The 25,902-nt window shown below is 41.7% G+C and carries 16 protein-coding genes; 14 read left to right on the plus strand and 2 right to left on the minus strand.

Translation table 11 applies throughout. From position 1 onward, the window contains the following. The first annotated feature begins 20 nt into the window (after positions 1-20). The 9 genes from L0M98_RS05470 to radA all read left to right on the plus strand — a co-directional run bounded on the left by L0M98_RS05470 (position 21) and on the right by radA (position 14,318). The gene (locus L0M98_RS05470) at positions 21-3,353 is read left to right on the plus strand and encodes a SusC/RagA family TonB-linked outer membrane protein (RefSeq protein WP_227217549.1); all 3,333 of its coding nucleotides are present in this window, start codon (positions 21-23) and stop codon (positions 3,351-3,353) included. 12 nt (positions 3,354-3,365) lie between these two features. Next, a complete protein-coding gene (locus tag L0M98_RS05475; RefSeq protein WP_227217548.1) occupies positions 3,366-4,793 on the plus strand; it encodes a RagB/SusD family nutrient uptake outer membrane protein in 1,428 nt (475 codons plus the stop codon). Positions 4,794-4,803: 10 nt separating this feature from the next. Further along, on the plus strand, positions 4,804-5,577 hold the full coding sequence (locus L0M98_RS05480; RefSeq protein WP_227217547.1) for a DUF4843 domain-containing protein: 774 nt from the start codon (positions 4,804-4,806) through the stop codon (positions 5,575-5,577). A gap of 27 nt (positions 5,578-5,604) precedes the next feature. After that, the gene (locus tag L0M98_RS05485; RefSeq protein WP_227217545.1) at positions 5,605-7,188 is read left to right on the plus strand and encodes a PKD-like family lipoprotein; all 1,584 of its coding nucleotides are present in this window, start codon (positions 5,605-5,607) and stop codon (positions 7,186-7,188) included. Between the two features lie 12 nt (positions 7,189-7,200). Then, entirely contained in the window at positions 7,201-8,295 is a 1,095-nt protein-coding gene (locus L0M98_RS05490; RefSeq protein ID WP_227217544.1) for a TlpA disulfide reductase family protein, read from the plus strand. Positions 8,296-8,609: 314 nt separating this feature from the next. Further along, on the plus strand, positions 8,610-10,157 hold the full coding sequence (locus tag L0M98_RS05495) for an ATP-binding protein (protein WP_227217543.1): 1,548 nt from the start codon (positions 8,610-8,612) through the stop codon (positions 10,155-10,157). Between the two features lie 25 nt (positions 10,158-10,182). Further along, on the plus strand, positions 10,183-12,519 hold the full coding sequence (locus tag L0M98_RS05500; RefSeq protein WP_227217541.1) for a transglycosylase domain-containing protein: 2,337 nt from the start codon (positions 10,183-10,185) through the stop codon (positions 12,517-12,519). Positions 12,520-12,551: 32 nt separating this feature from the next. Next, positions 12,552-12,914 carry a four helix bundle protein gene (locus L0M98_RS05505; RefSeq protein WP_099291400.1) on the plus strand — a complete coding sequence of 121 codons (363 nt, stop codon included), beginning with the start codon at positions 12,552-12,554 and terminating at the stop codon, positions 12,912-12,914. A gap of 36 nt (positions 12,915-12,950) precedes the next feature. Beyond that, the gene (gene radA, locus L0M98_RS05510) at positions 12,951-14,318 is read left to right on the plus strand and encodes a DNA repair protein RadA (RefSeq protein ID WP_227217540.1); all 1,368 of its coding nucleotides are present in this window, start codon (positions 12,951-12,953) and stop codon (positions 14,316-14,318) included. Here radA and L0M98_RS05515 read toward each other — a convergent pair. Both L0M98_RS05515 and L0M98_RS05520 read right to left on the minus strand, forming a co-directional pair. Further along, positions 14,315-15,487, minus strand: coding sequence for an ATP-binding protein (locus L0M98_RS05515; RefSeq protein ID WP_227217538.1), 1,173 nt, complete (start codon positions 15,485-15,487; stop codon positions 14,315-14,317). The genes radA and L0M98_RS05515 overlap by 4 nt on opposite strands. 108 nt (positions 15,488-15,595) lie before the next feature. Continuing rightward, a complete protein-coding gene (locus L0M98_RS05520) occupies positions 15,596-16,141 on the minus strand; it encodes an RNA polymerase sigma factor (RefSeq protein WP_227217536.1) in 546 nt (181 codons plus the stop codon). Between the two features lie 165 nt (positions 16,142-16,306). On the opposite strand from L0M98_RS05520, the gene L0M98_RS05525 reads away from it, so the two are divergent. From L0M98_RS05525 to L0M98_RS05545, 5 genes are all read left to right on the plus strand, one after another. Then, positions 16,307-17,338 carry a FecR family protein gene (locus L0M98_RS05525; protein ID WP_227217534.1) on the plus strand — a complete coding sequence of 344 codons (1,032 nt, stop codon included), beginning with the start codon at positions 16,307-16,309 and terminating at the stop codon, positions 17,336-17,338. A 237-nt stretch (positions 17,339-17,575) separates the two neighbouring features. Further along, positions 17,576-20,953 (plus strand): TonB-dependent receptor, encoded by a 3,378-nt coding sequence (locus L0M98_RS05530; RefSeq protein ID WP_227217533.1) that lies wholly within the window; start codon positions 17,576-17,578, stop codon positions 20,951-20,953. A 17-nt stretch (positions 20,954-20,970) separates the two neighbouring features. After that, positions 20,971-22,926, plus strand: a complete 1,956-nt coding sequence (locus tag L0M98_RS05535) for a RagB/SusD family nutrient uptake outer membrane protein (protein WP_227217532.1) — start codon at positions 20,971-20,973, stop codon at positions 22,924-22,926. A 37-nt stretch (positions 22,927-22,963) separates the two neighbouring features. Then, positions 22,964-24,274 carry a DUF4959 domain-containing protein gene (locus L0M98_RS05540; protein ID WP_227217529.1) on the plus strand — a complete coding sequence of 437 codons (1,311 nt, stop codon included), beginning with the start codon at positions 22,964-22,966 and terminating at the stop codon, positions 24,272-24,274. 3 nt (positions 24,275-24,277) lie between these two features. Next, entirely contained in the window at positions 24,278-25,777 is a 1,500-nt protein-coding gene (locus L0M98_RS05545) for a DUF4998 domain-containing protein (protein WP_227217528.1), read from the plus strand. Positions 25,778-25,902: the final 125 nt, after the last annotated feature.

Consider the following 25,902-nt stretch of genomic DNA (forward strand, 5'->3'; position numbering starts at 1 on the left):
AAATATTTAAAAACAAAGTTATGAAAAAAAGTTTACTATTTCGCAATAGGGGCGGTTCTTTTTGTAAGATATGCTTGTGGGTTTGCCTGCTATTGGGAGTTACGAGCGTGAATGCTCAAGACGTTTTATCTAAAAAAATTACACTTGAATTGAAAGATGCCCCCATTATTGAGGTGTTGTTGGAAATTCAAAAACAAACGGATGTGAATTTCGCTTACGGGAAGACGCAATTGGAACAACTGAAACCCGTTACGCTTAGCGTGAAGCAAATGCCGTTGGAGGAGGTTTTGAAAATCGTGTTGAAAGATACCGGTTTTGAGTATGTTATTCAACAGAATACGGTAGTAATCAAGCGGAAAGGTGCTAAAACGCCTGAAGTAGCAAAAATCACAATCACGGGTAAAGTAACAGATAAGGATAATATTCCTTTGCCGGGAGTTACGATTTTGCTGAAAGGAACAACTTTAGGTATCACGACGGATATGGACGGAAAATACTCGCTCACGATTCCCGGCGTGGAGAATCCGGTTTTAGTTTTTTCATTCATTGGTATGAAAAAAGAGGAAATTGCTGTTGACGGGCGAAAAGTTATTGATGTTGTGCTGCAAGAAGAAAAAACCGAGGTAGAAGAAGTTGTTGTGACCGGTATCTATAACCGTAAGAAAGAAAGTTTTACCGGCTCTTCGCAAACTTATAAAGCGGAAGAATTGAAAGTAGTCGGTAATCAAAACTTATTGCAAAGTTTGAAAACACTGGATCCCGCTTTTGCTATTCTTGAAAATAATCAATACGGTTCCGACCCCAATCGTTTGCCCGACGTGGAAATCCGGGGAAAGAGTAGTATCGTCGGTTTCAAGGAGGAGTTCGGGGAAGATCCTAATCAACCCTTATTTATTCTGGATGGTTTCGAGAGTTCTTTGCGCACAATTATGGACTTGAGTATGGATAGGATAGCTTCCGTTACTATATTGAAGGATGCGGCTTCCACTGCCATATACGGTGCAAAGGCTGCCAACGGGGTTATTGTCGTGGAAACAAAAGTTCCGGAAGCCGGTAAAATAAGATTAACGTATAACGGGAGTTTTGATGTGTCGTTTGCCGATTTGAGCGCTTATAACCTAATGAACGCGGCGGAAAAGTTGGAGTTTGAACGTTTGGCAGGAAATTTTTCTTCAAATGTTGTAACTCATGAAGAAGAGTTACAAATGCGTTATAATCGTTTATTGGCGAACGTGAAGAAAGGTGTTGACACGTATTGGATGTCCGAACCTTTGCGAATAGGTTTGAACCAACGTCATAATTTATACGTGCAAGGAGGTGACCAGCAGATTCGTTTCGGGTTGGGGCTGAATTACACGAATATAGAAGGTGTGATGAAAGAGTCGCGTCGTCAGTTGGTAAGTGGAAACTTGGATTTGTTGTACCGGGTTGGTAAATTGAATTTCCAAAATAAATTAACTCTTGATTTCACGAAGACCACGGACCCGATAGTTCCTTTCTCGGAGTATTCAAGAGCAAACCCGTATTACCCTAAATACAACGAGTTCGGGGGAATAGACAAATGGCTGGAAACACCGGGTGCAGGTGATACTCAAGCTTCAGACGGGGGTATCTACGTGCCGAATCCACTTTGGAATGCTTCATTGAACAGTTATAACGAGGGGGATACTTATGATATGCGCGATAATCTGGATATAGAATATCGTCCTTGGGATTTTTTGTATGTTCGCGGACGTATCGGGGTATGGAAATCAGTATCGACAACAGAAGTTTTTCGTTCACCGGAAGACACGCAATTTGATGAAACAGAGTCATTGAAAAAAGGTTCCTATTCTGATAGCCATTCCGAATCATTCGGGTATGACGGCTCCTTGACAGTAACTTACGGACAACTATTGGCAGATGCGCATCAAATCAATGCTGTTCTCGGGCTTTCTTTTTCGGAAAGCACCAGTGATTCTAAATCTTTTTCCGCGATAGGTTTCCCACGCGGAGATTATACTACACCCGGTTTTGCCAATTCGTACACGGAAAACAGTAAACCCGGTTATAGCGATGCTAAAAAGAGAGCGGTTAATTTTTATTTTAACGGTGGATATTCTTACATGAATCGCTATTTGCTGGATGTCAATTTAAGAGCTGACGGTTCATCTGTATTTGGGTCTAACAAGCGTTTCACCACGACGTGGGCTATCGGGTTGGCATGGAATCTTCATAACGAGGATTTTATAAAGAATAACACGAATTTGTTTTCCATGTTGAAAATCAGAGCTTCTATCGGTAACCCGGGTAACCAGAATTTCGGTTCTTTCAAAACGATTAATACTTACAAGTTTAACAACTGGATGCAGAATAATTTTGGCACGGGTATTTTGGTAGATGCCTTTGGTGACCCGGATTTGGATTGGCAGAAGACATTGGATAAAAATATTGGCGCGGATGTGAGTATGTTCAATAATCGATTCCATGTTACTTTTGATTATTACCACAAATTGACGGATCCTTTATTAGCCTCCATCGGGGTTGCCATGTCCGTGGGAGTCACTTCCCGTTTGGCAAATATCGGAAAGCAAGTTGACAAAGGATTTAACGGAACGATAAAATACTCTTTCATTTATAAGCCTAAAGAGCGTGTAAATCTAACAACGAGTTTGACTTTCCGGAGAAGCAAGGCGTATTATGATGGCATCGAAACGAAATTGGGAAAATACAACAACGAGAATATCGGGAAAAATTTGTCCCGTTATTTTGACGGCGGTAGCCCGACAGCTTTATGGACCGTTCGTTCGGAGGGAATTGACCCTGCCACGGGAAAAGAAATTTTCTTGACAAAAGACGGACGTAGAACATTTACTTACGATTATGAAAATGAAGTACTTGTAGGTGATACTCGTCCGGATTTGGAGGGAGTATTCGGCAATGTCTTGTATTTTAAAGGTCTTTCGGCTAGTATTTATTTCAGGTATAGTTTTGGGGCTGATGCGTTCAACTCTACTTTGTACAACAAGGTGGAAAATATTTCGAGAGAAGGTTTACAAAAGAATCAAGACAAACGCGCGCTGTATGACCGTTGGAAAGAACCGGGGGACAAGGCCAGATTCAAAGGAATCGCCTTGACGGATGTTACCCAAATGTCATCTCGTTTCGTGCAGAAAAATAATTATATCGTGCTGGAGTCCGTTCGATTGGGATACGAATTGCCGTACAATTGGATAAAGAAGACGGGTTTTTCAGGAATGTCGTTAAGTGCCTACATGAATGATATTTGCCGGATTGCTTCTTTGAAAGACGAACGCGGTATTGATTATCCGTTCGCGAGAAGTGTTACGTTTGCTATCTCGGTTAATTTTTAATTTTTGACAATTATGAAAACGAAATTTATATCTGTTTTTCTCCTGTTAGCTGGAATATGTAGTGGATGTTCCGATTGGTTGGATGTAAAACCCAGTGACAGAATATCGGAAAAAACAGCTTTTTCAACTGTTGCCGGTTTTGAAGAAGCGTTAAATGGTATTTATGTTGAATTGAACAACGATAACTTGTACGGTCGAGCACTAACATGTGAATTCGTGGAAATCTTGGCACAGCGTTACGCTATCCCGGAAGAGAATAAGAGTCTCTATTCTTTAGCGAATTACGAGTATGATGGAGCTTATTCCAAGAGTAAAATTGAATCTATTTGGCAAAAGGCTTATAGCTTGATTGCCAATACTAATCTGTTGATAAAGAATTGTGAGGTAAACCGTGCTGTTCTCTCGGACGATTACTATCATTTGTGCCGGGGTGAAGCATTGGCTTTACGCGGAATGTTGCATTTTGATTTATTCCGTTTATTCGGACCGGTTTACGGGGCTTCCTCGGAAACACTTCCTTATTACGAAGAGTTCGTGTTAGATGTAAACCCTTCTTTGCCGAGCGATAAGTTTATGGGTAAGGTGATAGATGATTTACTGAACGCGGAGAAAGAGTTGGAGATTGATCCTATTATTACGCATGGAGTCCAAGGCGATTCAAGAAATGTCTTTTTCCAATATCGTAATTTACGTCTTAATTATTATGCAGTACAGGCTTTGTTAGCCCGGGTTTACATGTATACCGGAAATACGGAGAAAGCGAAAGAATATGCGCTGAAAATTATTGAAATATCGGAAAAGTTATTCCCGTGGGTGGATCCGATGACGATGGGAACTGATGGGACTATTCCCGATAGGATGTTTTCGACCGAGGTATTATTCGCACTGCAAAACTTGAATCGTAATTCAATATTTACCTCTCTGTTTGACGCGCAAAATCTGAAATTGCAATCATCATTACTGATTCCCCGTTTCGATGTTGTAAGACAAGTTTTTCAAAAAGCAGGAGGCTCGGGAGCTGATTACCGGTATAAATATTTTTTGTCTTCCGCTACATTTGACTTTGATGGAGAGAGTTATGCACTTTATGACCGTTATCAAGGGCAAGATTCATTGTACCAGCAAATGATACCTATGTTAAGAACAAGCGAGATGTATATGATTGCCACGGAGGTGACAGAAGATCCCGAGGAAGCAACCGACTATCTTAATACCTTGCGGGTAAACCGGGGATTGCGTGAGATCTCTTCGACACAAGTAGAACAGTCTTTGGAAGCGGAATGGCTTAGGGAGTTATATGGAGAGGGGCAATTGTTTTTCTATTACAAACGGAAAATGAAAACAGAGATTCAATCGGCATACGATCCGTACGGAACGAAAACAATCAATCTGTTGAGATATGTATTACCCATTCCAGACGGGGAAACAAAATATAATTAAAGTTTAAGTTATGAAACGAATTATTTATATGCTTATCCTGTTCATGATCTTTTTTGGAGCATGCGAGGAAAAAATAGATGTATACGAGGGTTCAAGTGGGATTTATTTTGACCCGACGGAAGCCGTGTTGGACACGATTGTGGTGCCATGGGGATTGAAGAATTCAGACATAAAGACGCAAAATATGAATCTGCGAGTGTGCTTGTTGGGAGATGTGGCTGATTATGACCGAAAATTCACGATTCAGGTAATCGCGGATGAACAAGATACTTTGAGTGCCGTGGAGGGCGAAGATTTCCGTCTTCTGCAAAAAGAATACGCGATTCTCGCGGGAAAAGCGGATGCGTTGGTGGAAATCGAGTTGTTGCGGGCTGATGATCTTATCAAACGTCCCCGGCGTTTTACGTTACGACTGGAAGAAACTCCGGAATTGGGATTCCTGTATTCTCGTATGCAAACATTAATTGATACTGCTCAAGTAACTTCACTACGAGCGATAGATTATCAACGTGTCATACACATGGATGAACGTTTTCAAGTCCCCGTGTGGTGGTCGCTTTATGGCGAAAACTTCTTTGGTAAATTCTCAACGAAAAAGGCTATATTTATTTGCGATCAAATGGGGTACGATCGTGAGGATTTTGTTGCTTCTTTCGTGGAAAGCGGTTTGAATGAAGGTAAGTTGAGATTTGCCGCAAGATACTTGCATGAATACCTTCAAGAGCATCCCGAATTGGATGAGGATGGAGAACCGATGACAATGGGACCTGATGCGCAGAAATAATTTTAAATATAGCTAAATAAGAGCGTTATGAAAAGATATTTGTTTTATATATTATTGGGGTGGTGGGCATTTTCCTCCTGTTTCGATGACAAGGGAAATTACGATTATCGCGAGATTAACGAGTTGTCCATTGCCGGAATCGGTAGGGATACGACTTACACGCTGATGGCTTTCGCGGATGTACTTCGTCTGCAACCGGAAATAGCTTCTACTTTAGAAAAGGATGAATCCGAGTACGAGTATGAATGGAAATTGATTCCCAATGGAATAGATATTAATGAAGTGAAAGACGGGGAGGATTTTGTTATCGGTCGAGATAAAAACTTGGAATGGTTAGCCGAGGCGAATGCCGGTACTTATGACGGGTTTTATATCGTGACGGACAAATCAACGGGAGTTGCCTATCGGGAGCGTTTTTCCGTACGTTTGACAACAATGACGAGTGAAGGATGGTTGGTGCTTTGTGACATGGGGGGAGAAGCTCGTCTTGATATGGTAGTCAATAGGGATGAAACAAAGGATATTATTGCCAAGAATATTTGGGCAAACCAAGATTTTTCAGTGGGGAAACCCTTGAAGTTACTTCCTTGCTGGTTCCGTAATAAACATTCTCGTATGTTACTTGTTTCGGAAAAAGGTACTTACGAGATTGATAAATCGGATATGCACGTGGGTGAAGATACTGATTTCAAATGGTTTTTTGGAATTGTTCCGGAAGTGGTAAATCTTCAGATGGCTAAATTCTCGCAACGTTGTACCCAAGGAGAAGACCGTTGGACACTTGTTACAGAAAGCGGGGATGTCTATTCCGAGCTTACCGCTAACGGGGTCGGTTTTTTCGGGTATCCGGTGAATTTTATCAAGGGGGAACGGTTCGAGGCGGCTCCTTTCGTCGGGGTGATGAATCGTTGGATTTATATTGCCGGTGCTTCGGACCCGGTTCCGGTGATGCTATATGATGCCACGAATCGTCAGTTTGTGAATATTAAGCAAAAAGAAACTTATCCCTCCGTGATGGAATTTTCCGGGGATAAAAAGTTTGATGCACGAACCGGGCGGGATTTTGTAGCAGGGGCGAGTACGTATAGTTCGTTGGGCGAAGGGCTCAATTGGGTTGTTTTGAAAGACCCGAACACGAGGAGGCATTACGCTTATGGGATTCTCATGGGATACGACGAGAAAAACGAACAAAGGTTCTATGAGGAGATTAAAGGTCCCGGCTTGGAAAACGCGACTCAATTTGCCTTTAGTAATAACTATAATCATATTTATTATCTCAGTAACAACACGATTTATGCTTTTGACGTTGCTTATCCCGACGAAGAAGCGATACCGGTATTGACATTCCCGGGAGAAAAGATAAAAGTGATAAAATTTGAACCTTTGGTGTCTAATAATTCTTGGGGTGCTACTGATTCATGGCAAAGAAAACGCGCTTGGCGCCTAATCGTGGGGTCCACGGTGGATGGTATGGATGAATCGGAATGTGGTGTCATGCGGACCTACGATACTCCTCAAGATTTGCGGAAAGGCAAGTTTGAACTACATAAAGAACACGATAAACTGGGAAATATTGTGGATATCACGTATAAAGAACCTGATAAAAATTAAATATTGATGAAAATGAATTGGATAGTCTGGTTAGGCAGTATGATTTTGGCTGCCTGCCAACCCTCTCCTCGTTACGTGGTAGAGGGACAGATAACCGGTTACGAGGGGCGAATATTGTTGGTTACCCCGAGAGTGACGGGAACGTGGGATACCTTGGGAAATGTATTGTCGGCTGATGGCACGTTTCTCTTTGAAGGGAGTGTAAAAGAACCGGTTATGGCGGAAATTGTGGCTCCGGACACGAGATTACGAGTGCCAATACTTGTTGAAAATAGCGAGTTTAAAGTGGAAGCGAATATACCGGATGTTTCAACTTATGCCATAGATGGAGGGGGAGTCCTGCAACAGCAACGGAATGAACTGCGGAAAAAAGAGTTGGAGATAAAGGTGCAAAAAGATTCCATGCGGTTAGAATACGAGAAAATTTACGGCAATGATTACTTCGGTAAACTGCAAATACGTGGTTTATTGTCTAAAATGGATGAGCGTTATAATGAAGTTGAAAGTGATTTTGTTCGTCAACACGATAATCTTGTCGGTGCTGCCGTCGTGTACGGACGTATGCAAACTTTTTACAGGGCAAAACGTCTACACGAGAGATATGCTTTGCTGGGTGAAAACGCTCGTAAAACAGTTCCGGGGCTTTTAATGAAGCCGTATGTCGATAAAGAGTCGCGAATCATCGTCGGGGGAACCGCTCCCGATTTCAAAATGGTAACTCCCGAAGGAGATTCGCTTTCCTTGTATGATATAAAAGCAAAAGTAAAAATACTGGATTTTTGGGCTTCTTGGTGTGGACCTTGTCGCGCGGAAAATCCTAATGTCCGGAAAATTTATCGCAAGTATAAAGACGCGGGATTGGAAATCGTAAGTGTATCTTTTGATACCAAAAAAGAGGCATGGATACGAGCGATTCAAGAGGATAAATTAAACTGGATTCATTTGTCTGATTTAAAAGGATGGAGTAGTATAGCTTCCAACCTGTATGAAGTTCACGGCATTCCTTACGTTTTCGTGTTGGATGAAAACAATCGAATTATAGCTGAAAGCCTAAGGGGAGAAGCATTGGAAGAATGTATTGTTGCAGCTTTGAAAGGAACGGAATAGGCTTGTTTCTTTAATAACTATTTGAAAATGTGGAGGGTGTGTTTTGACACACCCTCTCGTCCATAAGGCCTGAAAGTCTGACAATATCAAGATACGGAAAGGTCAAGCACGGGAAAGGGAAAAGATGTTCTCACGTCGGGTTATCGGAGTTCAGTCGTTTCGAAACGGTTGGACAATGACGGAATAACGGTTGAAGAACGAGAGAAGGGGCTGATTGAGGTCTTAACGTGAATTGTAATATCTTTATTGTCTTGCTTAATAATGTTCTAAATCTCGTTGATTTTGCCTAACTTTGTGGTTTAAATGCAAGAGAAATGAGCAACGGGTTATATCCTATCGGTATTCAGAATTTTGAGAGCCTGCGGAAAGACGGGTATCTTTACGTGGACAAAACAAGGTTGATTTATAGGCTGGTAAAATCAGGGCGTTACTATTTTTTGAGTCGTCCGCGTCGGTTCGGGAAAAGTTTGCTTATCTCGACGATTGAGGCTTATTTTCAAGGAAAACGTGAGGTGTTTCATGGTCTTGCCATGGAGGAACTGGAAAAAGAGTGGCTGCAACATCCTATTCTGCATCTTGATTTGAATATCGAGAAGTATGATTCCGTCGAGAGCTTGGGTAATATTCTCAATGATAACTTGACCCGGTGGGAGAACCTTTACGGGAGGGAAGCGTCGGAGGTGTCGTTCTCGTTACGATTCGCCGGGGTTATTCGCCGGGCTCACGAGCGGACGGGGCAACGGGTGGTAATTCTTGTTGACGAGTACGATAAGCCAATGTTGCAGGCCATCAATAACGAAGGGTTGCAACGGGAATTTCGTAATACGTTGAAACCGTTTTATGGGGTTTTGAAAACCATGGACGGGGATATCAAGTTCGCTTTATTGACAGGTGTTACCAAGTTCGGGAAAGTCAGCGTGTTCAGTGACCTCAATAATCTGAATGATATATCCATGGATAACCGGTATGTCGCTATATGCGGGATGACGGGGGAAGAGATTCATCGTTATTTTGAGGCTGATTTGCACGAATTGGCTTCTGCCCAGAACATGACGTACGAGGAGGTATGCGCCCGGTTGAAGGAGTCTTATGACGGGTATCATTTCGTGGAAAATTCCGAGGGAATTTACAATCCCTTTAGCGTGTTGAACACCTTTTACAAGATGAAATTCGGTAGTTACTGGTTTGAAACGGGAACCCCGACTTATCTGGTGGAATTGTTACAGAAGAACCATTATAATTTGGAACAAATGTCCCGGGAGGAAACGAGCGAGGAGGTGCTGAACAGTATCTACGCGGACGAGAGCCCGATTCCCGTGATTTATCAAAGCGGGTATCTCACGATTAAGGATTATGATGAAGAGTTTGGAAATTACATTCTTGGATTCCCGAATCGTGAAGTGGAGGAGGGGTTTGTCAAGTTTTTGATGCCGTTCTACACGAGAATAAATAAAGTGGAATCCCCATTCGAAATTCAACAATTCGTGAAAGAAATCAGAACCGGTAAGCCGGATGCTTTCTTGTGTAGGCTTCAGAGTTTTTTTGCCGATACGCCTTACGAGATTATCCGGGATTTGGAAGTGCATTATCAGAATGTACTTTTCATTGTTTTTCGTTTGGTGGGCTTTTACGTGAAAGTTGAGTATCACACGTCGGAGGGAAGGGTTGATTTGGTGTTGCAGACAGACCGTTATATTTACGTGATGGAGTTCAAGTTGGACGGAACGGCGGCGGAGGCTCTGCGTCAGATAGAGGAGAAGCATTACGCTCGCCCGTTCGAGGCTGATTCCCGGCAGTTGTTCCGGATAGGAATTAATTTTGACAATAAAACTCGAAATATCGGGGAGTGGATAGTGGAATGAAAATAGGTAATAAATATTTAACAGGATGCAGATATTAAAGAAATATTGGAAAGACTTTGTCATTTTTTGGGGATTGTTCGTGATATTCGTGGGAGGAATATTTTTCTTTTTTTACTTGGTTTCCGACGGGAAATTAGGTTTTATGCCCACGTTCGAGGAGTTGGAAAATCCGAATAATAGTTTTGCGACAGAGGTGTATTCTGCTGACGGGAAAATCATCGGGAAATATTTCGAGGGTAGTGAGAACCGTCGTTACATGGAATATAAAGATATTCCCCAGAGCGTGATTGACGCGTTGATAGCCACGGAGGACGTACGTTTCTATGAACATAGCGGTATTGACGTGCGCGGTCTGTTCCGTGTGGCAAAAGGAATGGCGACAGGTAATTCGGCAGCCGGGGGAGGTAGCACGATTACCCAACAGCTGGCAAAGATGTTATTCCCCAGAGAGGCAAACCAGAACTTCATGGAATTGGCAATGCGTAAGTTCCGGGAGTGGGTGATTGCCGTGAAGTTGGAAAAGAGCTACACGAAAGAGGAAATCATCACCATGTATCTCAATAAATTTGACTTTTTAAATTTGGCGGTTGGTATTAACTCCGCGGCAAATATTTATTTCTCCACTTCTCCCGATTCATTGCGGGTAGAGCAATCGGCCATGTTGGTGGGTATGGCGAAAAATCCTTCACTTTTCAATCCCGTGCGCCGACCGGATAAAACGTTGGGGCGCCGGAACGTGGTGTTGAGCCAGATGTTGAAATATGACAAGATTTCCGAAACGGAATACGATTCTTTGAAGAATTTGCCGTTGGGACTGGATTTTCATAAAGAAGACCATAAAGAGGGTATCGCTACTTATTTCCGGGAATATATGCGTTTGTACCTGACAGCTAATAAACCGGAAAAGAAGAATTACAAGTGGAATAAAGATCAATATGCCGTCGATTCGCTGGCATGGGAGAGGGACCCGCTTTACGGGTGGTGTAACAAGAATCTGAAATCCGACGGTTCCCGTTATAATATTTATACCGACGGACTGAAGATTTACACGACTCTGGATTCCCGGATGCAAAAATACGCGGAGGAGGCGGTGACCGAGCATTTAGGGGGAACATTGCAACCGACTTTTATGGCGGAAAGAAAGCATAAAGCGAATCCGCCTTTCTCCAATGACCTGACGAAGGAAGCGATTAATGAAATTTTGAATACTTCTATCCGGCGCACGGAGCGCTATCGCTCCATGAACAAGGCAGGCAAGAGTTTTGCCGAGATCAAGAAAGAGTTCGAAAAACCGATGGCCATGTCTGTTTTCACGTGGAATGGAGTGCGTGACACGACAATGAGTCCGTTGGATTCTCTGAAGCATTATAAATCGTTCTTCCGTGCCGGATTTATGGCAATGGAACCCGCTACCGGACATATCAAGGCGTACGTGGGAGGTCCTAATTATCATTATTTCCAGTATGATATGGTGAGCACGGGTAAACGGCAGATCGGATCTACTATTAAGCCGATTCTTTACACCTTGGCGATGCAGGAGGGATTGGAGCCCTGTCAGAAAGTGTTGAACGTGCAGCAAACTTTCGTGTTGCCGGACGGGACTACATGGACGCCCCGCAATTCGACAAATAAGCGTGAGGGTGAGATGGTTACTTTGAAATGGGGGTTGGCGAACTCGGTAAATAATATTTCCGGTTGGGTATTGAAGCAATTTACCCCGGAGGCAGTGGTACAGATGGCTCATAGAATGGGTATTAACAGTTTTATAGATCCGGTGCCTGCTATATTCTTGGGTTCTTCGGAAGTTTCCGTGAAAGAGATGGTTTCCGCTTTTTCTGTGTACGCGAATAAAGGAGTGTACAATTCGCCGATAATGGTGACCAAGATAGAGGATAAGTATGGTAATTTATTGGCGACGTTCCAGCCCGAATCCCGAGAGGTAATCACGGAGAATACGGCTTATTTGATGGCGAATCTTTTGAAAGGTGTTATTGATGAAGGAACCGGTATCCGGTTGCGCTATCGTTATAAATTTACCAATCCGATCGGTGGGAAGACCGGAACGACACAGAATCACTCCGACGGTTGGTTTATCGGAATCACTCCCGATCTTGCCGGGGGAGTGTGGGTTGGAGCTGAAGACCGTTCCATCCATTTCCAGAACTTGGCGAATGGTCAAGGAGCCAATATGGCTCTCCCGATTTGGGCATTGTTTATGCAAAAAGTATATGCCGATAAATCGCTTGCCGTTCCGCAACGAGATTTCGAAAAACCGAATGGCGTGAATAAAGTCCTTGATTGTGATGATGAGGGTGACGAGGTGGTCACTGAATCCGATTTCGTGGATGAAATTTTTGACTAATACAATTGAAAATTGAAAGTTGAAAATTGAAAATGAAAGAGGAAAATATTGTTGCGGGGAAGTCTTTCCGATTTGCGGTACGGATAGTTAATTTGTACAAGTTTTTATGTGCAGAGCGTAAGGAGTTTGTGTTGTCGAAACAGTTGCTTAGGAGTGGGACGTCGATTGGAGCGTTGATTAGAGAGAGTGAACATGCGCAGTCTAAAGCAGATTTCATTAATAAAGTGAATATAGCTTTAAAAGAGGCCAATGAAACGGAATATTGGCTTCTATTGCTGAAAGAAACAGATTATTTAACCGAGTCAGAGTTTGATTCTATCATAGGGGAGAGCCGTGAATTAATCCGGCTTACAGCAAGTATAGTAAAAACAACAAAATTGAACGTTGAAAACTAATCATTTTCAATTTTCAATTTTCAATTTTCAATTGTTATGGTGAAATCTAAGACCGTTTACGTTTGTCAGAATTGCGGGGCGAAAGAATCCAAGTGGGTAGGGAAATGTGCCACTTGTGGGGAGTGGAATAGTTTTGTGGAGGAAGTGGAAGTTGCCGTGAAGGGGAAACGGGCGGCTTCTATTATCGGGAATAGTTCTTCCCGCCCGTTGAGGTTATCGGAGGTGAAAACCAATGCCGACGAACGGATGGATACGGGCGACGGGGAATTGAACCGGGTGTTGGGAGGCGGAATTGTACCGGGCTCTATGATCTTGTTGGGCGGAGAGCCGGGCATCGGGAAATCCACTCTTATCTTGCAATTTGCCTTGCGTAATCATAACGGGAAAGTGCTTTACGTGTCGGGGGAGGAAAGTGTATCCCAGATCAAGATGCGGGCACAACGTTTGGGTGCGGAGAATGATGATTGTTTGTTTCTTTCCGGCAATTCACTGGAAGCGGTGCTGGAACATTCCCGTGCACTGGAACCTAAACTGTTGATTATCGATTCCATTCAGACGTTGTCTACCGAAACGGTGGATGCTATCCCGGGAAGTCTTTCACAAATACGGGAATGCACGAATGTATTGTTGCGTTTCTCCAAAGAAAATACTATTACCACTATATTGATTGGGCATATCACGAAAGACGGTCAACTGGCTGGTCCCAAGATTTTGGAACATATGGTGGATACCGTGTTACAATTCGAGGGTGATCAACAACACATGTATCGTATCCTGCGTTCCATGAAGAACCGTTTCGGTTCGACGTCCGAGATCGGGATATACGAGATGCTGCAATCCGGTTTACGTCAGGTAGCAAATCCTTCCGAGTTGCTCCTTTCCAATCATGACCAGAATTTAAGCGGGGTGGCTGTTGCCGCCACGATGGAAGGCGTCAGAACGATTTTGTTGGAAGTGCAGGCATTGGTAAGCACGGCTGCTTACGGGACGCCCCAGAGGTCCGCGACGGGCTTTGACACCCGTCGTTTGAATATGTTGTTGGCGGTACTCGAAAAGCGGGTAGGATTTCGTTTGGCGGCAAAGGATGTTTTTCTGAATATCGCGGGAGGTATTCGGGTGAGTGACCCTGCCTTGGATCTCGGCGTGGTTATGGCTGTACTTTCCTCGAATATTGACGCCCCGATACCGTCGGACACGGTATTTGCCGGGGAAGTCGGGCTTTCGGGTGAAATACGTGCCGTCAGTCGTATCGAGCAACGAGTATTGGAAGCCGAGAAACTGGGGTTTCAACAGATATTCGTGCCGTCGGGAAATAAAAAGGCGCTTGTCAAAACTCCGGCACATATAAACGTGAAATTCGTGTCCCGAATAGGAGATATTTGCAGGGATTTGTTCGGAAATTAGTAGGTTAAACCGAAAGCCCACAATGGAATGATATTTTTATACCCGTATTCGATATCGTCTTTCACGATGTAAGCGTTTTCTATGCCCTCGATCTGTTTTTGATTTTTGTTTTTTCCCCCGACTTCAAAGGTATATTTTCCTATAGAGAAATCTGCCGCGGAGGATGTTACGACTTCTCGTGTTGTTCGCATCAAGGAAAAGAATACGGTTTCACGTATGTTTCCGATGTCAGGGGTATTATCCGTGATGGCGTATGCGAGATTTGTGTTATTTAGATATACCTTGTCCACTTTACCAAGTAGTTTTATCCCTTTTGTATCAGTGCGTAATTGGTTAATAATTCCCGCTTTTTCGAGGTAGAACATTAAGTCGGGTACCGCATTGCGATTTATATCTAAATCCCGTGATAATTTCGAGAAATTTGGTTTGAAAGGAACGCTTTGAGCGATTATATACAACATTTTTTTCAATTTCTGTGCGGTTGCAACATTCATTTGTGCGAAAATCGGAATATCATTTTCGAGTGTTTGGTTCAAGACACTTCTTAAACGTGCGTGGTAACCGTCTTCGTTGAAAAACGGATAGAAACCGTGTTGCAGGTATTCTTTGAATAATGGCAAAGGACGTTCCTTTTCGTGAGGAAATGGTATCTTGTTGGATAAAATTTCTTCAAGTGAAAGCACGGGTAATTCGATATTCCTGGCAATAACGAGAAATTCTCTAAAAGATAACCCTGTCATGCGATATTCTAACTTGCGGCGACTGAGATCCGCCCCTCCTTGTTCTAAATCGAGTATAGAGGAGCCGGTGTACACTACTTTTAAACCGGGGAGTAGGTCGTATATGTTTTTTATTTCCCTAGACCATCCCGGATATTTGTGAATTTCGTCAATATAAAGTTTTTTTCCCCCGTTTTGGTAAAATTGTAAAGCGAGATCGACGAACGTGTGAGTGGAAAAATAGAGATCATCAGCTGTAACAAAAAGTGTTTCGTCAATATTATCGTGGAGTTTAATGTGCTGTAGCAGTAAGGTTGTTTTGCCTACACCTCTTGCCCCTAATATAGCAATCAGGCGGCTATCCCATGAAATTTGGTCATGCAGATAACGGACAAAACTCGTGGTCGTGTTATCTAAGAGTAATTTAAAAGTTCTATATAATGTATTCATAGTTTATTGTTTATCAAATTATTATTGCAAATGTATGAAAATTGCACGATAAATCTTGCAGTTTTACCTATTTTTTGCTTGTTTCATCTTGCAATTTGAGAAAATATGCTATAAGTTATTGTAAATTATATATTTACGTAGGATGATGACCGCTTCCCGCCGTTTATTATAGACGGTTTGGAGAGCGATACCCAGTTTTGATGCAATCTCTTCCGGTTTCCAACCTTCGAGATACATACGAATCACTGTGGCGTAATCTTCGGGCAGGATTTGAAGGGAATCGTACAGGGTTTTGTACAGCTCCACACGTTCCATATCGTCCGAAAATTCATATTCTACTTTGCACTCCAATTCGAAACGTTGCTGGTGTCCCAAATGTTTTAATTTATTCTTGTATGCGTTTTTCAGGGCGATAAAACAGAATGTCTTAATGTATGCCAGCGTGGGAAATTGAACAGAACTCCGTTTCCATATATCGGCCATGACATCTTGGATAATATCTTCGGACGGGATGTTGAGAGGTTCAAACAGACGAGTTGCGTATAGATATAGTTCCCTGTATATCATACGATAAACAACGCCGAATGCATGGGCATTCCGTTGGTTGAACGATTTCAAAAGTGCATCATCCGACTCGTCTGAGTGAAGTGTCATATTCCTTCAATTTTTGCAAAAATAATATTATTTCGCAAGATGTAATAATTTATCCGCCAATCTTATCACCATTTTATCGTGAAATTCTTGCAATTTTGAAAAAAAATGTAGTTTCTCTCGGTAGTTTTTCCGGTTTCGGTTTATATATGGGTAAAAGCATAAGATATGAAAACAAAAAGAGATATAGACGAATTGATTGATACGATAAAAATACCCTCGGACCGAGAGGTTGAGGCGGCTGTGCGTCGCTTCGAGCAAAGGCTTCGCCGGATGAAGCGTCGTCGTCAAATAATATGGGCTACAAGTTCTGCAGCGGCTGTGATATTATTCGGTATCATTTTCACATTGTTGTGGACAGAGGAACACAAGAGCGTTGAACCTGTGAAAGTTGCCAAGACCGTGAAAGTCGAAAACAAAGTCGTAGTTCCCACGTTGATTCTTGCCGGGGGAAACAGCGTGAACCTGAAACAAGAGAATGTAGAAAAGACAATTCACGAATCGAATATTCGAGTAGAGGAGAATCATATCGTTTATGATTCTGTCGTGAACAATACTCGGGAGATCGAGTACAACACGCTTGTGATTCCTGCCGGGTACACTTATAATGTTACGCTTGCCGATGGTACTCGGGTAACGCTTAATGCTGGAAGCCGCTTGAAATACCCGGTTGAGTTCGTCGGGGACAGACGGGAGGTAGAGTTGTTCGGGGAAGCGTATTTCGATGTGACCAAATCGGAAAAGCCCTTCGAGGTAAGTGTTTCTGATTCTAAAATCCGGGTTTACGGGACTCAATTCAATGTGAAGACCTCCCGTGAAAATACCGTAGAAACGGTATTGGTGGAGGGAAAAATCGGATTCCGGTCACCCGGTCGGGAGGAAGTGAAAGTTGTTCCCGGTGAACAGGTATCGTATAACGCAACTTCCGGGAATGTCGATGTTAGGCAGGTGGATACACGTTATGCTACTGCATGGATGGATGGTGTGTTCAAGTATCAGGATAAAAAGTTGAATCTTGTACTGGAGGATATTTCTGCTTGGTATGGGATTGATTTTGAGCCACAAATTGACATTACGATGATTGAGGTTACAATGAATTTGAACAAAAAAACTCCGATTGAAGAAGTTATCTCATTTATCGAGTTGATGACAAATTGTAAATTCATAAAAGAAAGGGGGTATTATACTATAAGAAAATAACCAGACTTATAAAAAGATATCCCGCTAGGCGGGATAATCTTTAAAACAAAATCGCGATCTTATAAAATTGGACCTTTATTGATCGTGACATTGATGCAGTAAATGATATTTACTTTTAAAATAAATTAGTACTACAAATTTATGCAAAAAAAATCAAGGGTGATATACTTATCGCTAAAAAAAAGCATGTTAGGCATATTTTTGATGCTTGTAACACTCAATGTTATTCCATTGAGTATGTATGGATCAACAGGTTGTATATTGGATGATATTCAAAAAAAGGTGACGATTTCGATGAAGAATGTTACTCTAGAAAAAATTCTTGCGGAGATTAATCGGCAGACAGGCATTGATTACGGGTTTCAAAGTAATGGAGATGTTGATAAAGAGAAACAATTTACCTTGTTCGTGAAAGATGCTACGGTTGAGGATGCATTGAAAAAATTATTGGAAGATAGTCCATATGATTATGTCTTTAAAGAGAATAAGATAGTTATTGTCGTGAAGAAAACGACGGCTAGCAAAGTAAATTTGATAGAAGTAGTTGGTAAAATTTCGGACGAGAAAGGGGACCCTATTCCCGGGGCTACCGTGGTAGTTTATGGCACAACGCAGGGAGTGGCTTCTGATGCGGAAGGTCGGTATTCGGTGAGAATGAGTTCGGATGGAGTATTGCAGATTTCTTTTATCGGCTATAAGACGGAAATTGTTCCGGTAAAAGGAAAAACGAGAGTAAATGTAACATTGAAACCTACGGCGGAGAATTTGGAAGAGGTTGCTGTTGTTGCTTTCGGGACCCAGAAGAAAGAGAGTGTCGTATCGGCAATCACGACAGTACGTCCTATGGATTTGAAATCATCCAATAGTGATTTGACTTCCAGTTTTGCCGGGAAAATTGCCGGTGTGATAGGTTGGCAGACGGGAGGTATTCCGGGTGCTTTGACCGAAGATGAGATGAATACGAAGTTCTATATTCGTGGTATCACTTCTTTTCAGACAAACGCAAATATTGATCCTTTAATTCTTTTGGATGGGGTAGAAACTTCAAAATTGGATTTGGCTCGTTTGGCTCCCGAGGATATCGAGAGTTTTAGCGTGATGAAAGATGCTTCGGCGACGGCCATGTATGGCGCACGCGGTGCGAATGGTGTGATTTTGGTGACAACCAAAAAAGGAGAAGAGGGAAGCGTGTATGCATCAGTTCGTTATGAAACAGTTTTCTCTATGCCGACACGAGAAATAGATGTAGTAGATCCTATTACTTACATGAAAATGTACAATCAGGCACTTGTGGGACGTTCTTCGTTGGCTACTCCGAAATATAGCGAAGAATATATTAATCGTACAATTTCCGGTAAGTATCCCTCGTGGTTATATCCACAAAATGATTGGTACAATATGATGTTTAAAGATTATAACGTGAATCATCGTATGGGTTTAAATATTCGTGGAGGATCAAAAGTGATACAATATTATGCATCAGTGAATTATAATATAGATCGAGGGATGTTAAAAACCGATAAGTTGAATGATTTCGATTGTAATATCAAGAATAACCAAACATCATTTCGTGCTAATTTGAATATAGACTTGAAAGCAGGTATAAAATTGGTGGTGAATACGTCTACGACATTAGATAAGTATCACGGACCGTTGGAAAGTATGAATACGGCTTATTATTATGCGTTTAATGCTTCTCCTGTTGATTTCGCTCCGCTTTATCCCGGCGATGACAGGTATGGTTGGCCTCATCTGCGTTTTGGAACGACTGCTGCCAAACAGACAAACCCGTATATGTTGTTGCAACAAGGATATTTGGAGCGTACACGTTATTCTACGATTAATAAAGCGGAATATATTCAAAATTTGGGTTCTTTGATTAGGGGGCTTGAGTTTAGGGCGAGTGTTGCTATGGTGCAGACAGGGTATTATACTACGGGTTTCACGACGGAGCCTTTTCAATATGCTTTGGCAAGTTATGATTTTGAAACAGGAAAGCATACTTTGCAGGATTTAAGTGGTGAATATGCTGATAGAACGTTGAAAATAGCTGTGAATAAAATAGGAAAACCTATGGTAACGGGTTCTACGACGGAAACGCGTGTTACTTATGAAGGTCGATTATTGCATACTGCAGCATGGAAAGAACATCAAACATCATTGACAGCCGTATTTCAAGCAATGGAAAAAACCTATACCCCGATTGAGAAGGTTTTAGAGGGAATGCCTCAAAGAAATCTGACGTTTTCTATGAGGGGTAGTTACGGGTATAAAGATCGTTATTTTATCGAGGGTAGTTTTGGATACAATGGTTCGGAACGTTTTGCGGAGAAGAATAGAATGGGATTCTTTCCGGCAGCGGGCTTGGCTTGGCTTGTCTCTAGCGAACCTTTTATGATGTCAACTTCCCGATGGCTGGAATTTTTGAAACTTCGCTTGTCGTGGGGTAAAGTGGGAAATGATGGTATTATCACTGAACCTCGTTTTGTGTTTATGCCGGAAATAGAGATATCGGCGGCAGCTCGCCCAAGACCATTTGCGTCACAATTCAACAGACCGAGAATTAGAGCTTACGCAAATGAAGGTATTCAATGGGAGATTGCCGAACAGGTGAATTTAGGCTTGGAAACCAAGTGGTTCAAAGGAATATTTGAATTTACAGTGGATGCTTATCAAGAGGTGCGCCATAATATTCTCTCTTATCGCACGACGATACCCTCGTCCGTGGGTATCGAGTATACGCCATTAGATAATATCGGTAAAGCTCGTTCTCGTGGTATTGATTTTTCTGGTAAGATACAACATTCTTTTAATCCTGATTTATGGATAATTTTGAATGGAACGCTGACTTACAACAAAACAATTTACAAGGAAATAGAAGAAGCCACAGATAAACCTTCGTGGCAACGTAAAATAGGTAAAGAGCTTTCTCAACAAGTGGGATATATCGCCGAAGGCTTGTTTCGCGATGAAGCTGAGATTGCTAACTCTCCTGTTCAAGGGGGGGACGTGATGCCCGGGGATATTCGATACAGAGATATTAATAACGACGGAAAGATTGATGTGAATGATGCTACTTTTATCGGATTTCCGGAAACACCAAGATTGATATACGGTTTTTCAGGATTTATAAATTACAAGAACTTTGAATTTAGTTTTGCTTTTCAAGGTTCGGGGAAACGTTCTTTTTTCATGAATCCCAAGGAAATCTCACCTTTTGACGGGGATCATGCCATGTTGAAAGCGATTTATAATGATCACTGGTCGGAAGATAACATGACCAATAAATCATTCTGGCCACGTTTGTCGACATATAATATTGTTCAACACAATCCGCAAGAAGACTGGTATAATGAAAATAATGCAGAAGTTCGCAAGAGTACTTATTTTATGCGAGAATGCCGTTTCTTGCGTTGTACATCATTGGAGTTGGCTTATAATATGCCAAGGAAGTTGATGAATAAGTGGAGATTGCAAAACTTGAAATTTTTTGTTCGGGCTAATAATCCTTTCTTGATTTCTAATTTTAAAGTATGGGATGTCGAATTGGGAGAAAGCGGATTCAATTACCCGATTCAAAAGACTTATACACTAGGATTCAATTTTAGCTTTTAATTTAATATGCGCTGATTATGAGATATTTTATATGTATATTTATTATCTTCCCCTTGCTTTTCTCGGGATGCGATTATCTTGATACCGTACCTGAAAATGATATAGAGACGATAGAAACTATTTTTGAGAAAAGAGAAAAAGTAGAAGATTGGATGGATGCCTGCCATCTTTATTTAACGGATGTATTAACGAATCTTGCTAGTAATCCAGCCTACACGGGAGCGGATGAGGTTGTTGCCGGAGAGTATGCTCGCCAATACTTTATTAGAAGTGGTTCGTCTCAGGAATGGAATGGTCTGCTTATAGGAGATGGGTTGCAAATGGCACAATACCCGTATGGTAATGTTTGGAAAAATGATGTGTTTTACGCGGGGATTCGGTATTGTAATATTTTTCTGGATCATATCGGGGGGACATACAATCTGGAAGATTGGGAAAGAAAACTATGGACGGCTGAAATTAAAGCCTTGAAAGCACACTTCTATTTTGAATTGATGCGTTATTACGGACCGTTTATTCTTGTTCCCGAGAATATAGAGGCTTATTCGGAAACGGCTGTAATGCAACAACCTAGAGCTTCAATTGATGAATGCGTGGAAGCTACGGTCGCTTTGTTGAATGAAGCGATTCGTGATTTACCGCACATGGAACAGAAAGCACAAGGTCGTTGGGCATTTCATAATAAGGAGTCTGCGGCAACATTGAAAGCTCAGGTTTTGTTATATGCAGCTTCTCCGCTTTTTAACGGCAATTCGATGTTTGCTAATTTCACGAATAAGAAAGGGGAACGATTATTTCCTGCCTATGATAAAGAGAAGTGGAGACGGGCGGCAGAAGCGGCAGATAGCGCTATATTAATTTGTCGACAAGGGGGAAAATCTTTGATTTTTGAGAATGTGGATAAAGGGACTAAATTGTTGGGTACGATGTCTAATATCGAGAAATCCACGTTGGCAGAGAATTTCGTGAATAGAGAGGCTATATTTATGCTTCATGCATCGAGCGTGAGGAATGCACTTTGGTGCAAATGGACGTTACCTTACGTGAAGAGCAATGATACGGAATATTATCACAGGGAAGCGATGGGGTGTATCGCCCCGAGTATGAAGATGGTTGAGATGTATTATACAGAGCATGGACTTCCGATTGAAGTAGATGTTCAGTGGGATTATACTTCCCGTTATCAATTGGGGAAAGAAACAAGCCCGTTGTATAAAAACGTTGTATCCTTAAACACGAGCACGGTCTTGGGATTACATCTTCGTAGGGAACCTCGTTTTTACGCTCATATCGCGGCAGATCGTTGTTATTGGCAACGTGGAACGACAATTACGGATGATATGATTGTGAAAGTCTATCGCGGTGAACGATACGGGTCACAAGCTGCAATGATCAATAATTCGACTCCGCAAAATTTGACGGGTTATTACATGAAAAAAGGAACTTATTCGGAAATCAAAAATCGTGATTACGAGAATGTTTTCGGACGGGAGGAAGGTATAATTATTATGCGTTTGGCAGAACTCTATTTGATGAAAGCTGAAGCGTGGAATGAATACGAGGGACCGCTAGTAGATTATACGCATGTATATGAACCACTGAACCTCGTCCGCGAGCGGGCTGGAATTTTAGACGTGGAAACAGCTTGGTTGAATTATTCCAAAATCCCGGATAAAGTGAGAAATCAGGTAGGAATGCGAGAGATTATTCAACGAGAATGGAATATCGAGTTTGCATTTGAAGGGCGTCGTTTTTGGAATTTACGCCGTTGGTTGAAAGCTGCCGATGAATTGAATGGACCACAATACGGATGGAATATCTTGGGTCAAACGGCTCAACAGTTCTATAATAACTACGGGGGACCGGTGGTCGTGTGGGATAAACGAAAATTTGTCGCTCCTAGGGATTACCTTTTCCCGATAGGTAGCGAGGAAGTTTTGATTTCTAGTTGCGTGCAGAATCCGGGTTGGTAAGTGAGTCTGAAATTTGGAATTTAAAATATAGGATTTTATGAAGAATATATTATTCGCGTTGTTATTGATTTTAGGTTTTTGGGGATGTCAAGACGAAGAGCACGTTTTTGATATCTCGATGACTCGGGAAGATTTTACGTTTCAGCCTATGGCGGGAGGGGCAATCATGCGTTATAAATTGCCCCGGGATAAAGATGTCCTTTCTATTCGGGTGCGGTATCAGGATGCCTTGGGGAAAGAAATTCTTCGCACGGGGAGTTATGCGTGTGATTCTTTGATGTTAATTGGTTTCAATGAGGCGCAAAAAGGCGTGCCGGCAACAGTTACTATTTGCGATCGTAATAATGTAGAGTCTGCACCAGTAGAAGTTTCCTTTGACACGGAAGATTCCGGACCGGTGGCTTTCTTCAATCACTTGGAAGTGAAACCGGGGTGGAACGGTTTTATGATAACGTACGATGCACCTGAAAGGGCAAGGGGGATTGCACACGTGTTTTACGTGGGGAAAGATCCGAAGACTCAGCAACCGGATACATTGTTATTAAGTAGTTTCGCGATAAACGAGGGGGCTGATACGTTGGCATTCTCTTTGAAACAATCAGGAAAAACAAATCAGGTTGTTATTCGCACAGAAGATTTCCGGGGATATATGGTGAAGCAAAAAATCTGGAAAGAAGTGGAAGCGTATAACACGGAAAAATTGGAAGCCTCGAAATTTAAGTTTGAAGATCCAGAGAATCTTTCTCAGGAGGATTCCGATCTTAAATTAGGTTACAAGTATTTATTTGATGGTGACACGAAAGGTTTGAATTGTTTGAATACAAATGATCAAATTTTTAATACTTATTTAGCGGGACCGGGAGCTGTTGGGGTGCCGTTATTTGTTTTGGATTTAGAAGAACCCCGAATGATTGCTTCCGTTAATTTGTATGCGTTGTTATATGTTCAGAAGATGTTTCCATGGGGAGATAAAATATGGCGAAACGGGACGTTGATGGATATGCTCCCATGTAAGGTATCTGTTTACGTGTCGAATGATAAAGATGATGAGTCTTCTTGGAAGCGAATGGCTTTTTTTGAAGAAAATAAAGACATGACGGTTTCTTCTAGATGGTGTGCCCGAGCTTATGGGATTTTATATTCCAATATACTTAATGAACCGGAAGAGATTGAAGCTGCAGAACCCTGTTGCATAGAAATGAATCTTCCCGCAACGGGAATTGCGTATCAATACGTAAAGGTTGTTGTAGATGAGTTGTTTAATTGTTATGAAGGTTATCCTTTCGGGTTAAATACAGGACAATATGTAACCCTTCATGAAGTTGAGATTTATACGAGTAAAGATTAAATTATGATGACAAAGAAATATTTATGGCTACTTTTCTTGATTTTGACGATTGTAGCATGTGAAGATTTAGAAGATACCTATAGTGATTACGTGGGGGATGGGACAATCCGGTATGTAGGAATATGCACGGATGTTACGGTTTCTCCCGGGTGGAAAAGGTTGATTGTGAAATGGAAAAATACACCGGATTTACTTGTAGATAAAATCAAGATAACTTGGAGAAAAGACGAATTCCGGGATTCGGTATTGTTAGAACCTAATCAAACGGAATACAACATTACCGGACTTGAAGAGGGAAGTTACGAGATTTTAGTGTACGGCGTTGATCAAGAAGGCAATCATTCTTTGGCAACACCTTTACTCGGTCGTCCTTATACTTCGACACACGAGACAATACTTTCTTTTACCCGGTTAATCGCTAAACATTATTTTTTGAAGGACCGCTTGGTGCTTTTTTTCTCCGGGTGGTCTGATCTTGTGGAATTGGCGACATTGAGCTATTACGTGGGTGATGAGCAGAAACCAAGAACTTTACCATTGAATGCCGAGTTGATTGCTCGCAAATATTACTTGCTTGAAGATAAAATAAATCCGACCAAACCGGTGATTTTAAAAAGAACGGGGCGAGTGGAAGGATGTGAAGATTTGATAGTGTTTGACCCGTATGAATTATCGCACGAGAAATTATACACGAGTGATTTCAAACAATTGATGAGAGAGCAATACGGGGTATCCGAGGTAAGCGAAGAACTTGCAAATAAGTTGAAAGTATTGGAGATTGATTACACAATAACTTCTTTTGAGGATATCTTGAATTTGTCGAATTTGGAAACGTTGGTGTTAGGTAAAAATCGTTACCAAAAAGCGGAGTATTTATCTTCTACGAGTAAGGATAGTGAATTATACGAGGTTGAGGCGAGTCTTTTCGCTTTAAACGTGGCACACGAGATATATGGTTTGAATGTGGAACGTTATAATAAACATTTTTTACCGGAAGTATCGTTACCTTATATGCAAGAGATGGGTAATCCCGTTCTTCCCGAATTTACGTGTTTGAATACAAGCGATTGGGAGATTACTTGTACTCCGAAAGATGGTGATGTTTGGAACTCTCATCCAGAGTATCTTTTTGATGGAAATTTTCAAAATTGGTGGCAACCGGAATATTTGTATGGGGCCCGAACACATGAAATTGTTGTGGATATGAAAACGAGTAATGTTTTGCATGGAGTAAAAATTGCCCAAAAAGATTTTAATCCCGAGAATGATGAAATGAGTAATAATTTATTACCCTCGATGATTAAAGTTCAGATTTCCGATGATAAGGCTTCTTGGAAGAATGTTACTTATGTAGAAGAAAATACGCTAGGAACCACAGCTGGCGAAATTACGATTATTAAATTTCCGTCAGAGCAAAATGCCAGATATTTGAAATTTGTTGTTTATGACCAAGTCTATGGTTCCAGTTTTTGCGTGTCTTTGGCCGAGATCGGAGTATTTTGACTTGAAAATATATAAATAGTTGTTTTTTTATAAATGGTGCATGCGAGGGGGAAGTCCGTTTTTCACGACTTTCCCTTCTTTGCGTGGTTATTATTTGCGCCCGTCGGTGATTTTTTCATGAGGCA

Origin of the sequence: Butyricimonas sp. DFI.6.44, assembly GCF_022132345.1 — a bacterium.
Taxonomy (GTDB): domain Bacteria; phylum Bacteroidota; class Bacteroidia; order Bacteroidales; family Marinifilaceae; genus Butyricimonas; species Butyricimonas muris.